Source organism: Streptococcus didelphis DSM 15616, assembly GCF_000380005.1.
Taxonomy (GTDB): domain Bacteria; phylum Bacillota; class Bacilli; order Lactobacillales; family Streptococcaceae; genus Streptococcus; species Streptococcus didelphis.
On sequence record NZ_KB904189.1, the window covers coordinates 113634 to 133205 of the forward strand.

Consider the following 19572-nt stretch of genomic DNA (forward strand, 5'->3'; position numbering starts at 1 on the left):
TAATTATATCCGTATTTCTAATTGTTAATAATATTAATTCTTTGTCTATTAAATAAGGTTCTTTCAAAGTAGATTCAGCAAAAATCTTTTCTCTAATTTTTGGGATACTAAGCAAAAAACACGCTATGGCTAGTTGGGTGCTAGCTTTAACGTGTTTTCTTTTTATTAGGATAGTTTTTTCTTATTTAAATAGTAGAAAAGCTATCTGTTTTTAAGGTTTTGAAAAGTTAGTTCTTTTCTTGGCGTTTTTTCTTGCCATACCAACCGGCTGTGCTAATAAGGCCAAGGCCAACAAGCATAGCAGTAAAGTTAGACACATTATCATCACCTGTAGCAGGGAGTGCTGGTGTGTGATGAGCTGGTGCTTTGGCAAATATATCAGTTGCTTTAGGTGTTTCTGATACTTGAGGGTTTTCTGATTCTTGAGGCATTTCTGGAAGGGTATCCTCAATAATCGTACCGTCTTTATCTTGTCCGTAAAGCTTGATAATATCGCTGTTATCACCTGACATATCCGTGTTATGACCAATCATATCTGGACTTGTTGATATGTCAATATCGATAATTTGACCGCCACCGATTTCAATATCAACTTGAGGACGGGTATCTTCCATAATATTACCGTCTTTATCTTGTCCATAAAGCTTGATAATACTGCTGTTATCACCTGACATATCTGTATGATGACCGAGCATATCTGGATTAGTTGACATATCAATATCGATAACATTACCACCACTGATGTGAACATCACTATGAGATTCTTTTTCTGGCATAGTGTCTTCAATAGTAGTATCACTTCCTTCTGAGTTAAGAATGCTACTGTTATTACCAGAAATTGATGGGAATTGGTTATTGAATTCCAATTCAATGTGCTGACTATTAGTATGCACTTCTGGTTCTGATGGCACTTGAGGCTCAGATGGAATCTCAGGTTCTTGAGGAACTTCTGGTGCTGATGGAACATCTGACTCGCCTGGTGCAATTGGCTCGCCTGGTTCTGATGGCGGCACTGGCTGTGGAGTTGGTAACGAAGGAACATCTGGTTTGCTTGGAAGTTCAGGTTTAACTGGGGGAGGAGTTGGTCCCTCTGTCGGAGGAACAGAAGGCTGCTCTGGTTTAACAACTGGTGGAACTGGAGGTACTGGTGCGGGCATAGGCCTTGTCACCATAGCACCTTTCAACTTAACTTCACCTAGATTTACTTTTTTACCATTTTTTTCATTTATTTTATATGATAAAGAAGAAGAAACAATTTTTGAGGATTTATTTAAAGACTTTTTTGAAGATTTAGTTGTAAACTTAGCGGGTGTGTCAACCTTAATTTTATAAGTAAATACTACTGATCCTTTTTCTAAAGCTTTTAATATTTGCGCTTTATCCATCTTTAAAGTTACACTTTCTTTTCCTCCATTTGAAGAAAAAATTGACAATAAAACTGATTTAGCATCAGTGTGTTTTATACTGTAGTTTGAATTTTTACTTGCTGATTCTTTTACATATTTTATATTCGATTCAAATACATCTGTTAGCTCTATCGAACTGTATAAATCTTTAAAATTTTCTTCTAATTTTTTCGAGTCTTGTAGTTCTTCTAAGAAATTTTTATTTGAAGTCATATTTTTAAGGTAATCACTAAACATATTATTTTTATTAACATCTCTTTTACTACGTGCTAATTTTTTTTCATTTTGTTTATAATCCATAATATTAACCGCAAAAATTTTAATATCATCTTCTTGAGCCATTAGAGCTTCAGCAATAGCTGATTCATTATGATTGTAAAAGGTATATTGTCGATGATAAAAAATATTTGTTAAAAGTTGTTTAATAGAAGCTTCTAAAAAATCTTCATATTTTTGTTCTGTCCACTCAAGTCCTTCTTTTGTTTTATTCTTTGTCCATTCAATAACCTCATTAACACTTTCTACCCCAAAAGGCAACCAAGAATTAGAATAACCTTTCAACTTATCAAAAACGACCGTGGAATTCTTTATTGTATCTCTAGATTTTTTTCCTTTTAAAATTTCTGCTTTTATATTTTGTGCGATGGTGTTTATAATTTGTTCTCCACCTTTTAATGTTCTACGTTCATAATAGCTTTGAAAGTGTTTACCTTCTCCAACTTGTTTACTATTATAGTTAAAATCTTTTTCCTTCATTTTTAGACCATCAAATTCTTTTAAAAATAGGTAGTCTAAGGGTTTAACTCCAATCCATGACAAGCCTTGAAGTGCTACTCCAACTGTTAGGTCAACTGTTTTAATTTTTTCTTCAACCTTACTAACATCAATGCCTAAACTCTTTAATCTTTTAATAAGTAGCTTTAGATCATTTAGCATACTACTTTCTGCCACGCTTGCCTCATATGGTAATAAAGAATATGGATTTGTGTAGTCAACTTTTTTATTTTTTGTATCTTTTATATAAGGAAGATTTTTATCACTATTTTCTTTTTTAAACTTTTCACTTAAATCATAGCTATAAGTTGCTTCTCCCTGAGTAAAAAGAATAATATGTTGTCTTTTCAGATAATTTTTGCTTCCTTGTTTCTCATTTTTAAACAACTCTCTAGCTCTATGAATAGCTGCTTGTAAAGCAACACCATCTGCCTTCTGATATTTACCTTCATTAATTTTATTCTTCAAATGATTAACACTTAACTGTTTATTTTGCTTATCTACTAAGCTTCCTTTATCCAATAACATTATTGGATTATCTACTTCTTTATTAAAAGTAATTAGTCTAACAGTATTAAGATTCCTATTGGACACGTTTCCCGTTAAAGTATCGACTATCTGCTGAATTTTTATTTCAGCCTCATTAAAGGATTCTTCTGTCATCTTAGATGAAGTATCTAAAAGAATAATGACCTCTGCACCATAGTCAATATCCTTAAAATCAATGGTTGTTTTTACTTCGAGTTCATCATTGCCTACATCTATAACTTCTTTTTTTATTTCAAAAAGTTCTTTTTGCTCTTTTTTAGTAAGAATACCATTTTCATCTTTAACAGTTTTAGATTTATTTGTTAATTCTGCCTCATATAAATTTTTGACTTCTTGTATATTTTGATTAACTGTAGAAGTAGTTGAAGGTATTGAGGATGAACTTGCATCTAATCCTCTTATCGCTGCGGGTGTTGCTACCTCTGTTTTTTCTACTGTTTCACCAACAACAGGGGTTGCTGATTCTCTACTAACATTTACTGGGCTTGCTGCGACAGTTGCTGTGCTTGACCCATCTGTTAGTGTCCTTGTCTCCTCTTCATTAGAACTTACACTTGATACAGTACTCGCTACTGGACTACTTAGTATGCTTGGACTTGTTACTGTATTTGCTGTCTCCTCATTACTCACAGTATCTGCTTTTACGGTTTCAGAAGCGCTCCCAAAAAGCATCACTCCTGCTCCGAGCGACACGACACCTACAGAAAGCTTACGCAGTGTAAACTTTTTAGGTTTTCCTTTATTCATTTGCTTTACTTCTCCTTTAAACTTAAAATCCCTAATTTTATATTGCCTTATTGCTAGTCCGACACACTTTTTTTCAGATCAAGCAAGAATCGTATTATAATATAGCACTTCGGTTTTTACAAAATCATTATTTTAATGTAATTTTAGTTTTATGATTAAAAATATTTCTTTACATTAGAATATAATTATGAATAAGACTCTAGTTAGTGTTATTTAAAGGTTGCCATTTAAGGCTATTTAAGAAAAAGACATGCATATTTTTATAGCATGTCCTATTTTTTGACTGTTTCATTTTATATTTCTCATATAAAAATGTGCTTAAAATTAATTTTTACTTTAATAAGTTAACAAAATAATGTTATTCAAAATCTATGAAAGTTCAAAAACCCTAGCTTTTGGGCTAGGGTTTTGGCTTAGATGGCTACTTTATGCTAGAAGGGACCATGTAAGGCTATTAAAGGAGTGCTTTAAATTGGATGTTAGAATCTTCTAGGAAGTAATCATCAAAGCCACGTGGGTGATGGTACTCAATTCTATCTTGGTCTTGTGGGTAGGTGTATTTGCCACCAACTTCCCAGATAAATGGATGGAAGTCATATTGGAGACGTTCTTTACGCATTTTCCACAATTGAAGGATTTCATCTGTTGAGGCCATAAAGTTTGACCAGATGTCATAGTGGACAGGGATGATAACTTTGGCGCGGAGATTTTCTGCCATTCTAAGAAGGTCCACAGAGGTCATCTTATCTTGGATACCAAGAGGGTTTTCCCCATAGTTATTAAGGGCAACGTCGATCTTAAAGTCACGTCCGTGTTTAGCAAAATAATTAGAGAAGTGTGAATCTGCCCCGTGGTAAACAGTTCCACCAGGGGTTTCAAAGACATAGTTAACAGCCTTACGAGCCATTTCTTCATCTGTCACAGCTAGTCCTGCTAGTTCACCATCTTGAGCATCTGCCCCTTCTACAGGTAGGGTGACAAGACAGGTACGGTCAAAGGATTCTACCGCTGTGATTTTCATGTCCTTAAGTTCTAGGCTATCACCAGGTTTGACAATGATGATACGGTCTTCTGGGACACCCCATTTTTTCCAAATTTCACCACATTCGTATGGTCCTACAAATTTAACATGGGCTAGTTTTGGATTATTAATAATAGCAGCAGCTGTATTGATATCAATATGGTCACTATGGAAATGAGATACTAGATAGTAGTCTAGTTCATTGATGGCAAAGGGATCAATAACCATAGGTTGCACGCGCAAGTTTGGTTGCAATTTACGAACACCAGCCATGTTAGCCATTTGATGGCCTCGTACCATGTCTTTCACTTTTTTAGTTGATTTACCACGGTTTGACCAAAGGTCCATCACAATGTTGGCTCCACCTGGTGTTTTTAACCAGATACCACAGTTACCTAGCCACCACATTGAGAAATTGCCAGCAGGAACAACTTCTTCCTCGATTTCTTCATTCAACCAAGTTCCCCATTCAGGGAAGGTGCTTAAGATCCATGATTCACGTGTAATGTCTTGTACTTTTGCCATTAGGTTTCTCCTCTTTATATTTCTATACTATCAGTATAAAACGATGTGCTAAGTAAAAAAAGACCAAGTGTCACACATGTTAGTGTTCAAAAATAGACACTTAGCATGAAAAACCTGATCTATGAGGCTAGATAAGCACTATGACTTATCAGCTCTTTTAAAAAGTTGATCTAAGTGGTTAAGATAATCTGTCCTAGTTCCTACAATTCTCAAGACGGTGACAGCTTTTTCTTGAATGATATAAAAAATCAGATAATTTTTAGTCGGAATCATTCTTAAATAGGCATTCGAAAAGTATTTTTCCCCGATACGTCCTTCAAAATCCGTATAAGCTTCTGGAAAAAGTGATAGGTAATCAATCTTTGTCTGTAACTCTATCATAATTTTTTTAGTTGAACTTTCTGAGTACTCTCTTGAATAATACTTATAAATAGCATCTAAATCAGCTTCTGCCTTTTGTGAGATACTTACCTTATAAATCATACTTAGCAAAAACCTCCTCTGATGACTTGACACGTCCGGCTAAGACGTCCTGATAGCCTTCATCAATATCAGCTATCAAACTTTCAAGAAATTGGTCTGCTTTTTCTTCTTCTGGTGTCTTAAAGGGAAGCTCTTCTTTTTCGACTACATAGTCAAAAAAGAGATTAATGGCTCTAGTCATGGTCAGGTTTTTTGCTCTTAAAATGTCTCTAGCTTGTTCTACCGTATCACCATCCGCCTTAAACGAATATTGTTTTGTATGTTTTTGGGTATTCATTGTATATCCTCCGTATATCTTTCTTATAGCCATTATACCCTAAAAATAGCAAAATGGCTATTTAATGCCAACTTTTCTCCTAAAACTAAAAAATCCTCAGCAATTCTGGCCATCAGAATGTTGAGGTACTTACCATTGGTTTATTTCTTAATCATATTTTGCACCAACTCTTGCCGAATCAAACTTTCAATACGGGACTTGAGAATCTGGCGTTCCGTATCGGTATCCAGGTATTGGGCAATGGTTTTTTCGAGGGTATCTGAAAAATAACCCTTTTCAGACGGATTACCCCGATTAGAATAATGAATCATACTTAAGATATTGTCATCCGTCAAAATGGGATTAACCACCAAATTAGCAAAAGGACTGTCTAGACCTGAGTTGGTGGTGACCAGAAAATCTATCTTCAATAGGTCCTTGATACTTTGAAACTGCTCTGTAGTCAAAACAGCCTCAATCTGGCTATTAAGAAGATATTGCTGGCACTGCTTAAGCAGAAGTTTTTGAATACCAATCCCATCATCTGAAACAATAACCACCTTAGTTTCTTCTGGTTCAGCAGAGCTCTTACGCAACTCACCTCCCAGATGGATAGTTAAGTAGGCAATATCATCATCTGACAGGGTCATAGACCAGGCCTCCTCTAAAATAGGCGCACACTTCTGGGTCTTGATGAAGAGGTCCTCATACTTGTCTTTTATATGATTTGTCAGGGGATTAACTGACGAGATACCGTAGGTTTTGCGATAAATAAGAGCCTTACAGTGGGTGATCAGTTGCCAGATCAGGTCCTTCTTATGGGAGAAATGAAGCTGAAAACGGTCTTCCAGAGCTGTCAGAAAGTGATTTAGGGTGACACGCATGTCATCATAATCAGGACTCTCCACATGGCTATCCTTATCTTTCCTAAAAGACAGCATCAGCATGGCCACGAGGCCTATTTCTATCTCATCTAGGTGGAGCTTAAAGTGAGTATAGAGCTGCTCTGCCAAGTCCTTAGCAATGTAGTATTCTTTTCGCTTCCAAATCAGATTAAAATCTTTTTTCAGAGCATCTTTGACCTCCGCTGTAAACTGCATGTTTCGATAGCTAAGCAGGATATAAGGCAATATCTGGATCATAAACTGGCTGTCCTGACAGTTGATTCGCTTGCCAAGATTGGCTTGAGAAATGGGCAAATAGGCACTTAAAAACTGGAGGAAATCCTTAGAAAAATAGGTGGTGTAGCTTAGGGTCTGGGATAATTTGTGATCAAAAAAGTCAATAAAGGTGCTGTTGCCACTGTGGTAGATGTCATCTAATAACTTATAAAGAAACTGGATGAAAGCTAGGGGGTGGCAGTCAAAATAGTAGCCACTAGACTTGGTGGAATGAAGCTGGATAGAATATTCCTTGCTAGCTAAAATCATGCGCAGCTCGTTAAGGTCATTAAGAATAGTGTTTCTTGAGACATCATTAATCTGCATAAGTTTATCAATAGTGACACGCTCTGTTGAGACAGCAATGTAAATAGCAGATAACATCATGCGTTCATCGCTTTTTAGGACATAATTGTAATCACTAACATCCTGTAAGAGCCACTGACAAGCTGCTTTTTGCTCTTTTGTCAGCAAAATTCCAATCCGCGGGAGAGAAACAATCTGACTAACAGTTTCTGGCAAGGCTTCATTTATCTTTTCTAAATGGTAATAAACCTTTCGCCGAGATTGCCCTAAGGTCTTAGAAATGGTCATAACCGTCTCTGCCTTTTCTAGTCGGATTAAATAAGACAGCAAATCATAACTTTTTTTATCCAATAAGATCACCTGATACCTCCTTCTAATCTAAGCTTTGTCTCTTGGCTCTTTGTAAGCCTTTGGTCCCTAGGATAAGCAAGGGAAAACACTTCCATTATACCAAAAAAAGGACTTGGCGACTAGACTAGAAAGGGAAATAGTCAGAATCTTTAGAAAGAAAAGTAAGTCAAGATTTTTAGGCCAATGCCTAAAAACCTGGCATAGCTTAAGAAGCTAAAAAATCCCCCTTTTAGGGGGGAGAGGTAAGCATGTGGTAGCTAAGTTTAATCTTTGAGATCTTTTAACTTGGCTAGGGATTTCCAGGCTGGGGTAAGGCTTTGTAGGACATCTTGATAGATGTGATACTTTTCTTGGTAGATGTTTTCTTGACTGGCATTGGGACAAAAGCTGTTTTTTAGGGTGACCATCTGACTAACAGCCTCTTTCAAGGAGATTCTGTCTAAAGCTACTCGTCCTATAATAGCTCCGCCTAAGCCAGCCACTTCCTTGGTTTTTAGGGTTTCAATAGGCAGGCCCAAGACATCTGCAAAGAGTTGGACCCAGGCTCTTGAGTGGCTGGCGCATCCTGTCATGCGAATTCTTTTAGGGACTGAACCCTTGCTAGCTATCAGGGACTCCACATGTTGTTTGTGGGCAAAGGTAATACCTTCATGGACTGCTCTTAAGAGATGGGACTTGGTTGTTTTTGTCGTCAAGCCCATAAAACAAGCTCTGGCATCTCTGGTCACATTACTACCAAATAAAAAGGGGAAAAAGAGGACTGAACTGTAAGTGGCATCTGTCCCTTTTAGAAAGGTCTCAAGCAACTCATAGATGGATTCTTTGGTCTTGGTTTTGACAGCTATTAACTCTTCTGTCATTAGCATTTTTAGAATCATTTCCAGATTGCTAGCAGAGGCTGGACTGCTGGATTGGACGAGATAGTTGCTATTAACACAAGAAGGTGTTGCTTCTTTGCTTCTAAATGTTTTAGGGTAGCAATTGATATTCCAAGAGCCAGAAATCAGGCCAAAAGTATCTGGATTAATAAGCCCCAAGCCAATAGTTGAGGCTTCTATTTCAGATAGGCCAGCAAGAACTGGGGTACCTTCCATAAGGCCTGTTTCTTGGGCTGCTTTTGCCGTTAGACCTCCTACAATGTGAGCTGAGTCTACTAGTTTTGGCAAGGCATGAAGCATTTCTTCTATGCCAAAAAAAGCAAGAGTTTCCGGGTCATATTGGCCCTTTTGCTTGCTTATCCAGTAATTGGTCCAGGCATCACTATAGTCTTGATTAATTTTGCCTGTCAGCTGATACCTGATAAAGTCCTTAGCAGCTAGGACATGTCCTATTTTATTGTAAAGACTTCTTTTTTCTTCTTTAAGCCAGCGTAGAAGGACGGGGCTGTGGCTCGCATAAATCTGCTGCTTGCTTAAGGGAGCAAAGCTGTCTTGCTTTTTTTCGAAGCTTCTAGCTAGTTTTTCAGCTCGGCTATCTGTTGGTAAAACCCCATAACCTAGTGGTCTTCCTTGTCTATCAAGCAGGTAGAGACCTTTCCCATGACCTATGCAGGTAATTACGGCAATTTGACGTGTATCAATAGCATTATCTTGTAAGAGTTTTTGGATGGACTGGCTAACAGCCTGCCAGCTAGCATTAAGGTCCACTTCACAGTAGCCTTCTTGATTTTTTATTTTTAAGATGGAAAAGCTAGTCATTGCAAGATCTTGACCTGTCTCATCGAATAAGATGGCCTTGGTCTGACTACCACTATAATCTATGCTTAAAAAATAGCGCATCTTTCTTTCCTCATTTACTAACTTGGATTGAGAGCTTGGGCTCATTTTTATGGTTATAGTTAGGAATAACTAAAAAAAGCAAAGGTTAAACGGTTAACTTATTTTGCAACAAGAAGGAAATTCTTATTTGGTAGGGCTTAGAAGGGAAGCAAAATAATAACGTTAAACGGTTAACCTAAGCAAGTGTGATTATAGCACCCACTTTAAGGAAATGCAAGCATGAACCTGAAAAGACAAAAAAGTTAGCCAAAAAACTAACTTTCTGATTATTTTTAAAAAGAATGACGAATCATTAAATGATTAGGAACTTCCAAAAGTTGTGGTGAGGATTGCTGCGCTGCTTGACCTTTTAACTTTTGAATTAAGTGTTGCGTAGCCAGACAGCCAATGCCATAGGAGTCCTCCTTAATAGAAGAAACAGCTGGGGTTAATACTTGCATCCATTCCAAATCCTCATAGGTCCCTAAGCCAAAATCTCTAGGATAGTTATAGGGGGTTTGGTTAATAACCTTCATAAAAGCAAGTAGGGAAAGACTATTCATGGTCAGAAAGGCAGGCTTTTTATCTGCTTCTTGCAGGATCGTCAAGATACGTTTATGACTATTCTCTTGGCCTAAAAGGATACACTTGTCCTTATTTGCACTGACTTTTTCTTTAAAAGCCTGATAACGTAGCTCTCTGGTTGATATTCCTTCAACCGGATAAGTGACAAAATAAATATCTGTGTAACCTGCTTCTTGCATTTGCTCTATAAAGTTAGCTGTGGATTCTTTATTATCAGCTACTACTGTGTCAAACTTCAGTTTTTTTGCCTGCCTATCTATCATAACCAGCTTGTTGGAATGTAATTGCTTAATAGACGGGTGATTGGGGGCTACAGAGTCCAGCAAGATGCCTGAGACATTGGCTTGCTTGAGGCGCTGCAGGTTTTCTAGCTCAATCTGTAAGTTATTATCCGAATTGGTAAAATTGACAGAGTAGCCCTGTTGATGGCAGGTGTCATGGATACCCTTCATCACAGAAGAAATAAAAGGATTGGTAATATCTGCGATCACAACTCCAATTGTATGGGTATTTCTAGTTACTAGACTTTGGGCCATCTTATTAGGCTGATAGCCACTTATTTCAATAGCTTCTTTTATTTTTTGCCTTGTGGCTGGCGACATTTTCTTGTAATTACCATTAAGGTAATAAGATATTGTCGCTTTTGAAACCCCTACAAGCCTAGCAATATCACTAATCGTTACCTTCTCAAACATTCCCCTACTCCTAAACGATCTTATTAGCGTATTATACCATGATTACTAGGAATTTAAAATAAAGTCTTTAAGAGAAATTAAGCTAAAAAAGAGGAGTAACAGGGCTTAACTGCTACTTCTCTTAATGGTTATTGATATTATTTTCTAGGAACCATTCTCCCTTAATGAGTCTGGCCTTTTTGCCCATAGTAGGCATTTGGTCCATGTTTTCTAAGGTAATGTTTGTCCATGATGTATTTTGGAGCTGGTTCCACTCGGGGATTAATTTGTTCTGTAAAGCGATTCATTTTAGCAACTTCTTCTAAAACGACTGAGTGATAAACTGCCTGTTCAGGTGTCTTACCCCAGGTGAAAGGTCCATGGTTACGAACAACAATTCCTGGCACTGCCATTGGATCTAAGCTCCTATTGGTAAACTCTTCAATGATAACTGTTCCTGTTTCTTTTTCATAGGCACTGTTAACTTCGTCTGCTGTGAGTGAGCGTGCACAAGGGACAGGTCCATAGAAGTAATCGGCGTGAGTGGTGCCATAAAAGGGAATGTCACGTCCTGCTTGAGCCCAGCCAACTGCTTCTGTTGAATGGGTGTGGACAATGCCTCCTACTTCTGGCCAAGCCTTGTAAAGTTGGACATGGGTTGGTAGGTCTGAAGAAGGGTTGAGGTCACCTTCTATGATATTACCGTCAAGGTCTGTGACCACCATATTGTCAGGGGTCAGTTTGTCATAGTCCACGCCTGAAGGCTTGATAACAATACGTCCTAGTTCACGGCATACTTCTGAGACATTGCCCCAGGTAAATTTAACAAGTCCATGTACTGGTAAGGATTTGTTTGCTGCGCAGACACGTTGTCGCATTTCCCTTAAGTCTTTTGTCATATTAATCTAGCCCCGCTTTCTTAATTAATGGGTAAAGGAAATCTTGGGCTTCTTTGATAGCAGCACGAGTTTCCTCAACCGTTTCACAATTTTCAGACCACATTTCAATCAAGAAGGGGCCATTATAATTACTAGTTTTAAGGACGTCAAACATGAGTGACCAGTCAACACAGCCTTGCCCAAATGGAACATCCCTAAATTGGCCTTTTAATTGTTCTGTGACAGGATAGGTATCTTTTAAGTGTAGGGCTGCAATAGATTTGTGGCCAAGATAAAATTCACTCCAAAGGTCATTATGCCAAGCTGAAACATTACCAGTATCAGGGTAGACAAAGAGATAAGGTGAGTTAATTTCTTTTTCCACAGCTAGGTATTTTTCAATGGAATTGATAAAAGGATCATCCATAATCTCAATGGCTAAAATGACTTGGGCTGCTTCTGCCCAGTCACAGGCCTTGCGTAGATTTTTGATAAAACGGGCACGGGTTTCTGGTGATTTTTCTTCATAATAGACGTCATAGCCTGCTAGTTGGATGGTTCTGACACCTAAATCTTGGGCTAAGACAATGCACTTTTTCATTAATTCAAGTGATTTAGCTTCTGTTTCAGGGTCATTTGAACCAAGTGGGTAGCGACGGTGACCAGAAAAACAGATTGTCGGAATACGGATTCCCGTTTCATAAATAGCTTTGACAATGGCTAGTCTGTCATCTTTTGACCAGTCAAGACGAGCTAAGCGGGCATCTGATTCATCAACAGACATTTCAACAAAGTCAAAACCAAGCTCTTTAGCAAAATGCAAACGTTCCAACCAAGTAAAGTGTTTTGGAGTTGCTTTTTCATAAATACCAATCGGACGAGACATAAGCTTACCCCCAGATACGTCTAATTTCATCTTTAAAAGCACGCGCTGCTTTTGCTGGGTCTTGTGCTTCTGTAATGCCTCGACCTGCAATAAAGGTAAAGACATCAAGTCCTTCAAATAATTTCAAGGTATCTACATCAAGTCCACCTGTTACAGAAACCCGGAAGCCCATATCAATTAATTTTTTAACCTTGGTAAGGTCTTTTTCACCCCAAGTTTCACCAGCAAGGAGAGCATCACGAGATTGATGATAGATGGCTTGTGAGATACCAGCATCTAACCAGAGTTGTGCTTGCTCATAGGTCCAATCTCCATAGAGTTCGATTTGGATTTCACCACGGTCACCACGCTCTGTTGTAATAGCCTTAAGGGCTGCTTGCATGGTTGGAATCGTTGCACAGCAAATACAGGTCATCCAGTCTGCACCACGTTTAGCATTGTTTTTAGCAACAGTACCACCAGCATCAGCACATTTTGTATCTGCAACAATAATTTTTTCTGGGAAGAGGCTGCGTAGAACTTCTACCAGTTCACTACCAACCTGTAGTAAACAGACAGTTCCAGCTTCGATAATATCAACTTCATGGCCTACTGATACAGCTGCTTTAATAGCGCCTTGTAAGTCTGAGTGGTCTAGTGCAACTTGTAAATTTGGAATATGCTTTATCATCTTTTCTTTCCTTTCTGTCTAAGAAGTGCTTTCTTTTATGAAAGTTGAACTTCTAATGCATTAACTTTCTAAATCTAAGCCTTCTAAATAGGGACTATTCTTAGATTCATCAACCAAGGTCAAGACGTCTTCTTTAGTCTTGCAGGCTACTAACCTGTCAATAGCATTTTCAAGTTCAAAGAGGGCTATGATTTGTGGAATGGCTACTGAGGTGTGAATAGCAGAGCTAGTTGCTGCTAGGGCCAAGAGTACCTGAACTTCTTTTCCATCTGAAAAAGTAACAGGCTCTGTTAGGGTGATGAGTGAAAAGGCATCCCTTTGCACTCCAGCTTCAGGTCTAGCATGGGGCATAGCCATTCCTGGCATGAGAACATAGTAGGGACCATATTCTTCTGTTGAGTCAATGATTGCTTGGTAGTATTCTTCTTTGACAGCCCCACTTTCAATCAGTGGCTCTACTGATAGTTTGACAGCTTCTTGCCAGCTATTAGCAGAGAGGCCGAGGCGGATTGAATTATTGTCAATAAATGCTTGTGTTAAGTTCATGGTTTCCCTTTCTGGCTTTGCCTAGTTTCTTATCAACTGCAAAGCTTTTATGTCTATGGTGCGGATGCTGATTCTTCCTAAAGAGAAAGAGTTGAAATTGTTCTCAACTCTTGTCTCATATGAGGCTTTCTTTTATAGAACAGCTTGTAATTTTTCTTTGATTTCTTTATCATCCATGAGGTTGTCAAGTCCTACCAAGTGGCCTTTTGTTCTGCCATCAAGTTCGTGGATAAGGTGATTTGAAGCAACCACAATATCATAGCCAGAAGCTAAACCTTTTGCTTCTCCTACTGAACATGATGCTGATTGGATGTCTGTCACTCCAAGTTGACGAAGGGCATTTTCCACTTTCATTTTGATAACCATTGATGAACCCATGCCGTTTCCGCATGCTGTAAGTACTTTAACCATTATATTTTCTCCTTTAGTAATATTTCTTATTTTTTGGGGGAATAGCAGAGCTTGCCAATAAGTCGTTTACTGAGCTTCGCCACGGTAGTAAGCTTCTTTATCCTTAGCTTTTGCAAACTGCAATTGAGGAATAGCTAAGAAGATGAGGCAAACAAGGATATAACCTGCAATTCCTAGGTATTTGAAGATATAGCCAAAGGCTAACCATGGGAATTCAAAGTCAATATTTCCGTGGTAACCACCTGCAAGTCCAAGCAGGCCAACTGCCACTGCACCAAGTGCTACTTGGATAATCCCTGAGATAAAGGATAAGGCAACTGCTGCCTTCCAACCACCACGTTTGTCTGCATAGACTGCGATAGCAGCATTATCAAAGAATACTGGAACAAAACCTGTAATAATCAAAATTGGGTTTTTAAAGATAACAAGTAAGGCAATAGTTACTAATTGACCAATTAAACCAAAGGCAAATCCTGAAAGAACTGCATTTGATGAGCCAAAACCATATGAAGCTGCTACGTCTACTGCTGGGAATGAACCTGGAAGCAGTTTGTTTGAAATACCTTGGAAGGCATTTGTTAATTCAGAGACAAACATACGAACACCCTGCATCAAGATGAACAAATAAACTGAGAAGGTTAATGATGTTTGTAAGATATACATAAAGAAGGCTTGCTTAGCTGGAACATAAGCTCCAGGACCAATTAATTTGACATTAGACATGATATCTGGTCCAAGGACTGCTAAGATGCCACCAAAGAAAACAAGCATAAGTGTTGCAGAAGCAACTACTGTGTCATGGAAGATATTCAAGAAAGCTGGTAATTTTAAATTATCCAAGTTCTCTTCTTTTTTACCAAAGAAGGGAGCAACCTTGTCCACAAACCAAATAGCAAATTGTTGTTGGTGTCCAATAGCAAAGCCACCGCCACCTGTTAGGCGTTGTGTTGGCTCGACAGTCATATTTGAACTCACTGCCCAGTAAAGACCACAGATAATACCAACTGCCCAGGCACCAAAAGCATTTTGGAACTGAGGAATAAGAAGTAAAACAAAGACTGAAATTGTAGCTGCTTGCTGCACCATAATGTGACCTGTAATGAAAAGTGTTCTCACTTTTGTCACTTTACGTAAGGCAACTAATAAAATGTTAATGCCAAAACCAATCAAGAGAGCTGTTGTCGCAACGCTAATAAAGCCCATGGTTTCTAATTTTGCATTTGCTGCTGCAAGACCAAAATAAGGATCAATAACAGCGGCTTTTAGCTCAAATTTCTTAGCTAAAGCTACAAGGATGGGACGGAAAGTGGTAACCAGTCCACCCGCTCCGACATTCAAGATTAAATAGCCTACTGTAGCTTTAATAAATCCTGCAAATACTTCGTGCAATGGTTTATTAAGGAGAAGATACCCTATTAAAACCAGTAGTCCAACAAAGAATGCTGGATTCTGCAAAATGTTTTGCGAGAACCAGTTTAGGGGAGCAAGGAAGAATTCCATGATAAGACCTCTTTTCAAAATTTTTAATAAATTATTGCTTTACAAACTCATTATAGTTTGTGAAAACGTTTTAAAAAAGACCAAGTATCACACACACAAGTGTTCAAAAATAGACTTTAAGCCTTGCTATTATTGGGTTAAGTGTACCTAATTTATTTTTTAAGCATTTTAAAACGATTGCTGTAATTACCTTTTTGACTATGATTAAATTGTCTGTTAATTTCTTTTTAGTGATTTCTTTCTCCTTTTTTGCTGTATATCTAAAGCTTGTTGATTAAAGGGAACTTTTTTGTGTCAAACCAAGAAATATAAAGCTTATTTTTTATTTGGTTCACCTTTTTAACTAATGTTTAATTTAATAAATTAATTAAAAATTGCAATTAAATGAGAGCTGGGTTATCATGAATAGACTAGATTTTGGAGGAAGATATGAAAGGCCCTAGAAAAATTAACTATAAAAAACTCACCTTGTCTCTAGCTACGACAAGTGTTTTACTTGCTTTCGTGAACACTGTTCAAGCTGAGGAAACAGTACCTGAAACGGCTCCTCAAGTGGTTAGTAGTTCTAATCCCGCTGATGTTTCTTCTATTAATGAAGGAGTTTCAACTGATAACCTAACAGATGACCTGTCTACAGACGATTTAGCTACTGATGATCTGTCTCAAAATGATGAGCTTATCAATGGATTTGATGAAAGTGCCTATGCTGATGATAGTTTCACTGGCTATTCTGATGAGAAAACCGGTGAAGAAGTTAGTGAAGACGACGGTGGTTTTGATGAGAATGCTATCGCTGATGATAACTTCACTGGCATTCCTGACGACGACACAGGTGAATTAGAAAATGGTTTTGATGATTCTATAGAAGACACTTACCAAAAACCTATTAATAAAGCTGCTAAACCCCTATCTGAAATACTTGATCCTAGCCACATTAAAAAACTATATGAAATCATTGGCAAAGGTCAAGGCTCTTTAATTGCCATTATTGATAGTGGCTTTGATAGTAAACATGAGGTTTACTATTTAGGTGATTCTGAAAAAAATATCTACAAGGAAGCTAACCTTAATAAGGCTAAAGCTGCTAAAGGTATTACCTATGGTAAATGGCTAAGCCCAAAAATTGCTTTCTTCTATAACTACAATGACAAAAATGATAATCTTGGAGACCATTTAAAAGACGTTGGACATGGTAATAACGTAGCCAGCATTCTAGCTGGTAACGCACAAGAAACTTCTGAAGACTACCTCTTTAAAGGTGTGGCTCCGGAAGCTCAGTTACTTTACCATTATGTCAAGGTAACTGATGAAAACCCCAAACTCTATGCTCAGGCTATCAAGGATGCGACAGACTTAGGAGCTAAGGCTATTAATATGAGTTTTGGAGTTGGCGAAGAGTCTATGGGCTCTTTACCTCCTGAGGTTCATGAAGCTTTCAAATATGCCTTTAACAAGGGTGTTGCCCTTATTACAGGAGCTGGGAATGACACTAGTTTTGGTGGCTTAAACTTCAAACCCTTAACGGAAAATCCTGACTTTGGTATTATTGGATCACCAGCCTTCTTTGAAGAAGCTTGGGCAGTTGCTTCTTATAGTCCTGAAGATATCCTTACTGAAGTTATCACCCTTAACTCAGATGATAAAACATCTAGCCATCTACCAATTGAAGTGACTACGACTTTTGAGAAAAATAAAGCTCTCACTTTCCAATTTGTCAACTATGGTAAAAAAGAAGACTTTGAAGGTAAGAACCTCACAGGTCAGATTGCCCTTGTTGAACGTGGGGGTGACTATGACTTTATTGATAAGATGAAAAATGCTAAGGCTGCAGGGGCAGCAGGGATTATTATCTTTAATAATGTGGAAAAAGACGGTCTCTACCAGCTTCAAAAATTAGGAGACTTCCCTATTGCCTTTATGACCAAAGAAGCTGGACAAGAACTAGCTAAGCAAAGTGGTAAAAAAGTGACCTTCACAGGTGAGAAAAAAGTTACTAAAGATGTTCGTGGGGCTAGAATATCAAACTTCTCAAGCTGGGGCTTAACACCAGAAGGTGCTCTTAAACCAGATATTACTGCTCCCGGAGAGGATGTCCTAGCAGCTGCTAATGACAATACTTACAAACTGGTACAAGGAACCAGCATGTCAACTCCTCACGTTACAGGTATTATTTCCTTGTTGCAAAAACATTTTGAAACAAAATACCCTGAGAAAACTGACAAGGAACGTCTCGATTTAATCAAGAAAATCGTAATGAGCTCTGCTACTACCCTTTATAGCCAAGCAGATAAGGCCTTTTATTCACCACGCCAGCAAGGTGCAGGTATTATTGATGCCGAAAAAGCTCTTAATGCTGACATGTACCTAACAAGTCAAGCTGGTGATTCAAAAATCAACCTTGGGGATATTGAGGATCAATTTACCTTTACTGTTCGTGTTCATAACATGTCTGATAATGAAAAGTCACTTTCATACCAGGCTAACTTATTAAGTGACCAAGTAGAAGGTCAGCACTTTGCCTTGAAACCAAGAGCTCTTTATGATACCGAATGGAAAGATGTTACTGTTGCAGCTAATAGCCATACTGATGTAACTATCACCATTGATGCTAATAAGTTTAAAGACATGCTCTTAAAAGAAATGAAAAACGGCTTCTTCTATGATGGTTTTGTTCGTTTCAAAGCTAAAGATGGTAATGAAGCTGAATTAATGAGTATTCCTTTCCTTGGCTTTAGAGGTGATTTTGCAAACCTAAATGCGCTTGAAAAATCAATCTATGACAGCCTTGATGGAACCTTCTATTACAAACCAGAAGCAGGCGCTGACAAGTTGCAATTGAACTATGATAACTTCTCTTTCCAACTTGAGAAAAATAACTATACAGCCTTGTTAACAGATGTTAGCTCTTGGTCACTTATTCAAGCTCGCAAGAACCTAAAAGAAGATGACCTTGATAGTCTTTCTGAGACAACTGAACTTATCATCTTAGGTACTTTTGCAAAATCTGATGGCTTATCTGAAAACTACTACCTTGAATTAGATGAAAATGGTCGTCCTCAATTTATTATTTCACCAAATGGAGACAGCAACCGAGACTTTGTTCAATTCCAAGGAACCTTCTTACGTAATGTTAAAGATTTCGGAGTAGAGGTTCTGGACAACAAGCAAAATCTTGTCTGGAAGAGCGAAAGTATTGTCGGACGTAAGACCTTTAAAAACCAAGCTTCCGTGCTAGATTTTACAAGATGGAACGGTCAGGATCAAGCTGGCAATACCGTTGCTGATGGTCAGTATACTTATCGTATTGTTTACACACCTGTTCTAGAAGGAGCCTTAGAGCAACACATGGAATTCACTGTTCATGTCTATACTCAAAAACCAACCTTACCTCTTGCTGCAAACCTTGATACAGAGTCACAAAAATTGACCCTAACTCAACTAGCTAAGAGAGACTTCCCAATTTACCGTACAAGAATTGTTTACAATTATATGGATGGTGATACACCTACAACTGCTTATATCGAGCCAAATGAAGATGGTAGCTTCACCTTGATTAATGCTGTAGAAGGTATGGACGGTCAAATGATTCCAATCAGCCTTGACCAATTTATCTATCTGGTAGAAGACATGGCAGGTAATATGGCTCATATCTCAGTCCGTGATCTCCTAAATGCAGCAATAACCGATATTAGAAATTCAGACCAAGCTAATAAACCAGCAGAAGATGCTCTTGGCAACGTGTCTGGTAAAAACCTAGATTACACAGGTGAGTCTGCTACACATCAACTTTCAGTAACTGTAAGTGATAATTATAAAGCAGCTAACCTTGATGAAACAGGTCAAGAACTTCCAACTACAGGTGATACTAACCAACGCACCTTAGCAATTGCTGGAATTCTTGCTATTGCCACATCACTCTTATTAGGTCTATTCAAATTATTTTCCAAAAAGAAAAAGAAATAATTGAAAATCCTATCATAACTAGCTAGATTAAGAGCTATAAGGATTTCCTTTGAAAAAGACACAAGCTGTCAAGAAAAAACAAGAAGTCATTGGGCATTAAAACCCCAGAACTTCTTGTTTTTCT

General features: G+C 38.0%; 14 protein-coding genes. 1 reads left to right on the forward strand and 13 read right to left on the reverse strand.

Features of this window, described 5'->3' with window-relative positions:
* Positions 1–227: 227 nt before the first annotated feature.
* The 13 genes from A3GU_RS10600 to A3GU_RS0104665 form a co-directional block, all read right to left on the reverse strand.
* The gene (locus tag A3GU_RS10600; protein WP_018366374.1) at positions 228–3476 is read right to left on the reverse strand and encodes a serum opacification factor; all 3249 of its coding nucleotides are present in this window, start codon (positions 3474–3476) and stop codon (positions 228–230) included.
* A 454-nt stretch (positions 3477–3930) separates the two neighbouring features.
* Positions 3931–5022 (reverse strand): L-ascorbate 6-phosphate lactonase, encoded by a 1092-nt coding sequence (ulaG, locus tag A3GU_RS0104610; protein WP_018366375.1) that lies wholly within the window; start codon positions 5020–5022, stop codon positions 3931–3933.
* 138 nt (positions 5023–5160) lie between these two features.
* Positions 5161–5505, reverse strand: a complete 345-nt coding sequence (locus tag A3GU_RS0104615) for a type II toxin-antitoxin system RelE/ParE family toxin (protein ID WP_018366376.1) — start codon at positions 5503–5505, stop codon at positions 5161–5163.
* A complete protein-coding gene (gene relB / locus A3GU_RS0104620) occupies positions 5495–5782 on the reverse strand; it encodes a type II toxin-antitoxin system RelB/ParD family antitoxin (protein ID WP_018366377.1) in 288 nt (95 codons plus the stop codon). Before relB ends, A3GU_RS0104615 begins: the two co-directional genes overlap by 11 nt.
* A gap of 140 nt (positions 5783–5922) precedes the next feature.
* Positions 5923–7587 carry a BglG family transcription antiterminator gene (locus tag A3GU_RS0104625; protein WP_018366378.1) on the reverse strand — a complete coding sequence of 555 codons (1665 nt, stop codon included), beginning with the start codon at positions 7585–7587 and terminating at the stop codon, positions 5923–5925.
* Between the two features lie 254 nt (positions 7588–7841).
* Positions 7842–9356 (reverse strand): FGGY-family carbohydrate kinase, encoded by a 1515-nt coding sequence (locus tag A3GU_RS0104630; RefSeq protein ID WP_018366379.1) that lies wholly within the window; start codon positions 9354–9356, stop codon positions 7842–7844.
* A 272-nt stretch (positions 9357–9628) separates the two neighbouring features.
* On the reverse strand, positions 9629–10615 hold the full coding sequence (locus tag A3GU_RS0104635; RefSeq protein WP_018366380.1) for a LacI family DNA-binding transcriptional regulator: 987 nt from the start codon (positions 10613–10615) through the stop codon (positions 9629–9631).
* Between the two features lie 161 nt (positions 10616–10776).
* Positions 10777–11493 (reverse strand): L-ribulose-5-phosphate 4-epimerase, encoded by a 717-nt coding sequence (locus A3GU_RS0104640; protein WP_018366381.1) that lies wholly within the window; start codon positions 11491–11493, stop codon positions 10777–10779.
* 1 nt (position 11494) lies between these two features.
* A complete protein-coding gene (locus A3GU_RS0104645) occupies positions 11495–12358 on the reverse strand; it encodes an L-ribulose-5-phosphate 3-epimerase (protein ID WP_026216447.1) in 864 nt (287 codons plus the stop codon).
* 4 nt (positions 12359–12362) lie between these two features.
* Positions 12363–13028: a 3-keto-L-gulonate-6-phosphate decarboxylase UlaD gene (locus A3GU_RS0104650; RefSeq protein WP_018366383.1), complete on the reverse strand. Its 666-nt coding sequence runs from the start codon at positions 13026–13028 to the stop codon at positions 12363–12365.
* A 60-nt stretch (positions 13029–13088) separates the two neighbouring features.
* Entirely contained in the window at positions 13089–13574 is a 486-nt protein-coding gene (locus A3GU_RS0104655; protein WP_018366384.1) for a PTS sugar transporter subunit IIA, read from the reverse strand.
* Between the two features lie 132 nt (positions 13575–13706).
* Positions 13707–13985 (reverse strand): PTS sugar transporter subunit IIB, encoded by a 279-nt coding sequence (locus tag A3GU_RS0104660; protein ID WP_018366385.1) that lies wholly within the window; start codon positions 13983–13985, stop codon positions 13707–13709.
* Positions 13986–14051: 66 nt separating this feature from the next.
* Positions 14052–15485, reverse strand: coding sequence for a PTS sugar transporter subunit IIC (locus A3GU_RS0104665; protein WP_018366386.1), 1434 nt, complete (start codon positions 15483–15485; stop codon positions 14052–14054).
* A 429-nt stretch (positions 15486–15914) separates the two neighbouring features.
* On the opposite strand from A3GU_RS0104665, the gene A3GU_RS0104670 reads away from it, so the two are divergent.
* Positions 15915–19448 (forward strand): S8 family serine peptidase, encoded by a 3534-nt coding sequence (locus A3GU_RS0104670; protein WP_018366387.1) that lies wholly within the window; start codon positions 15915–15917, stop codon positions 19446–19448.
* Positions 19449–19572 lie beyond the last annotated feature (124 nt).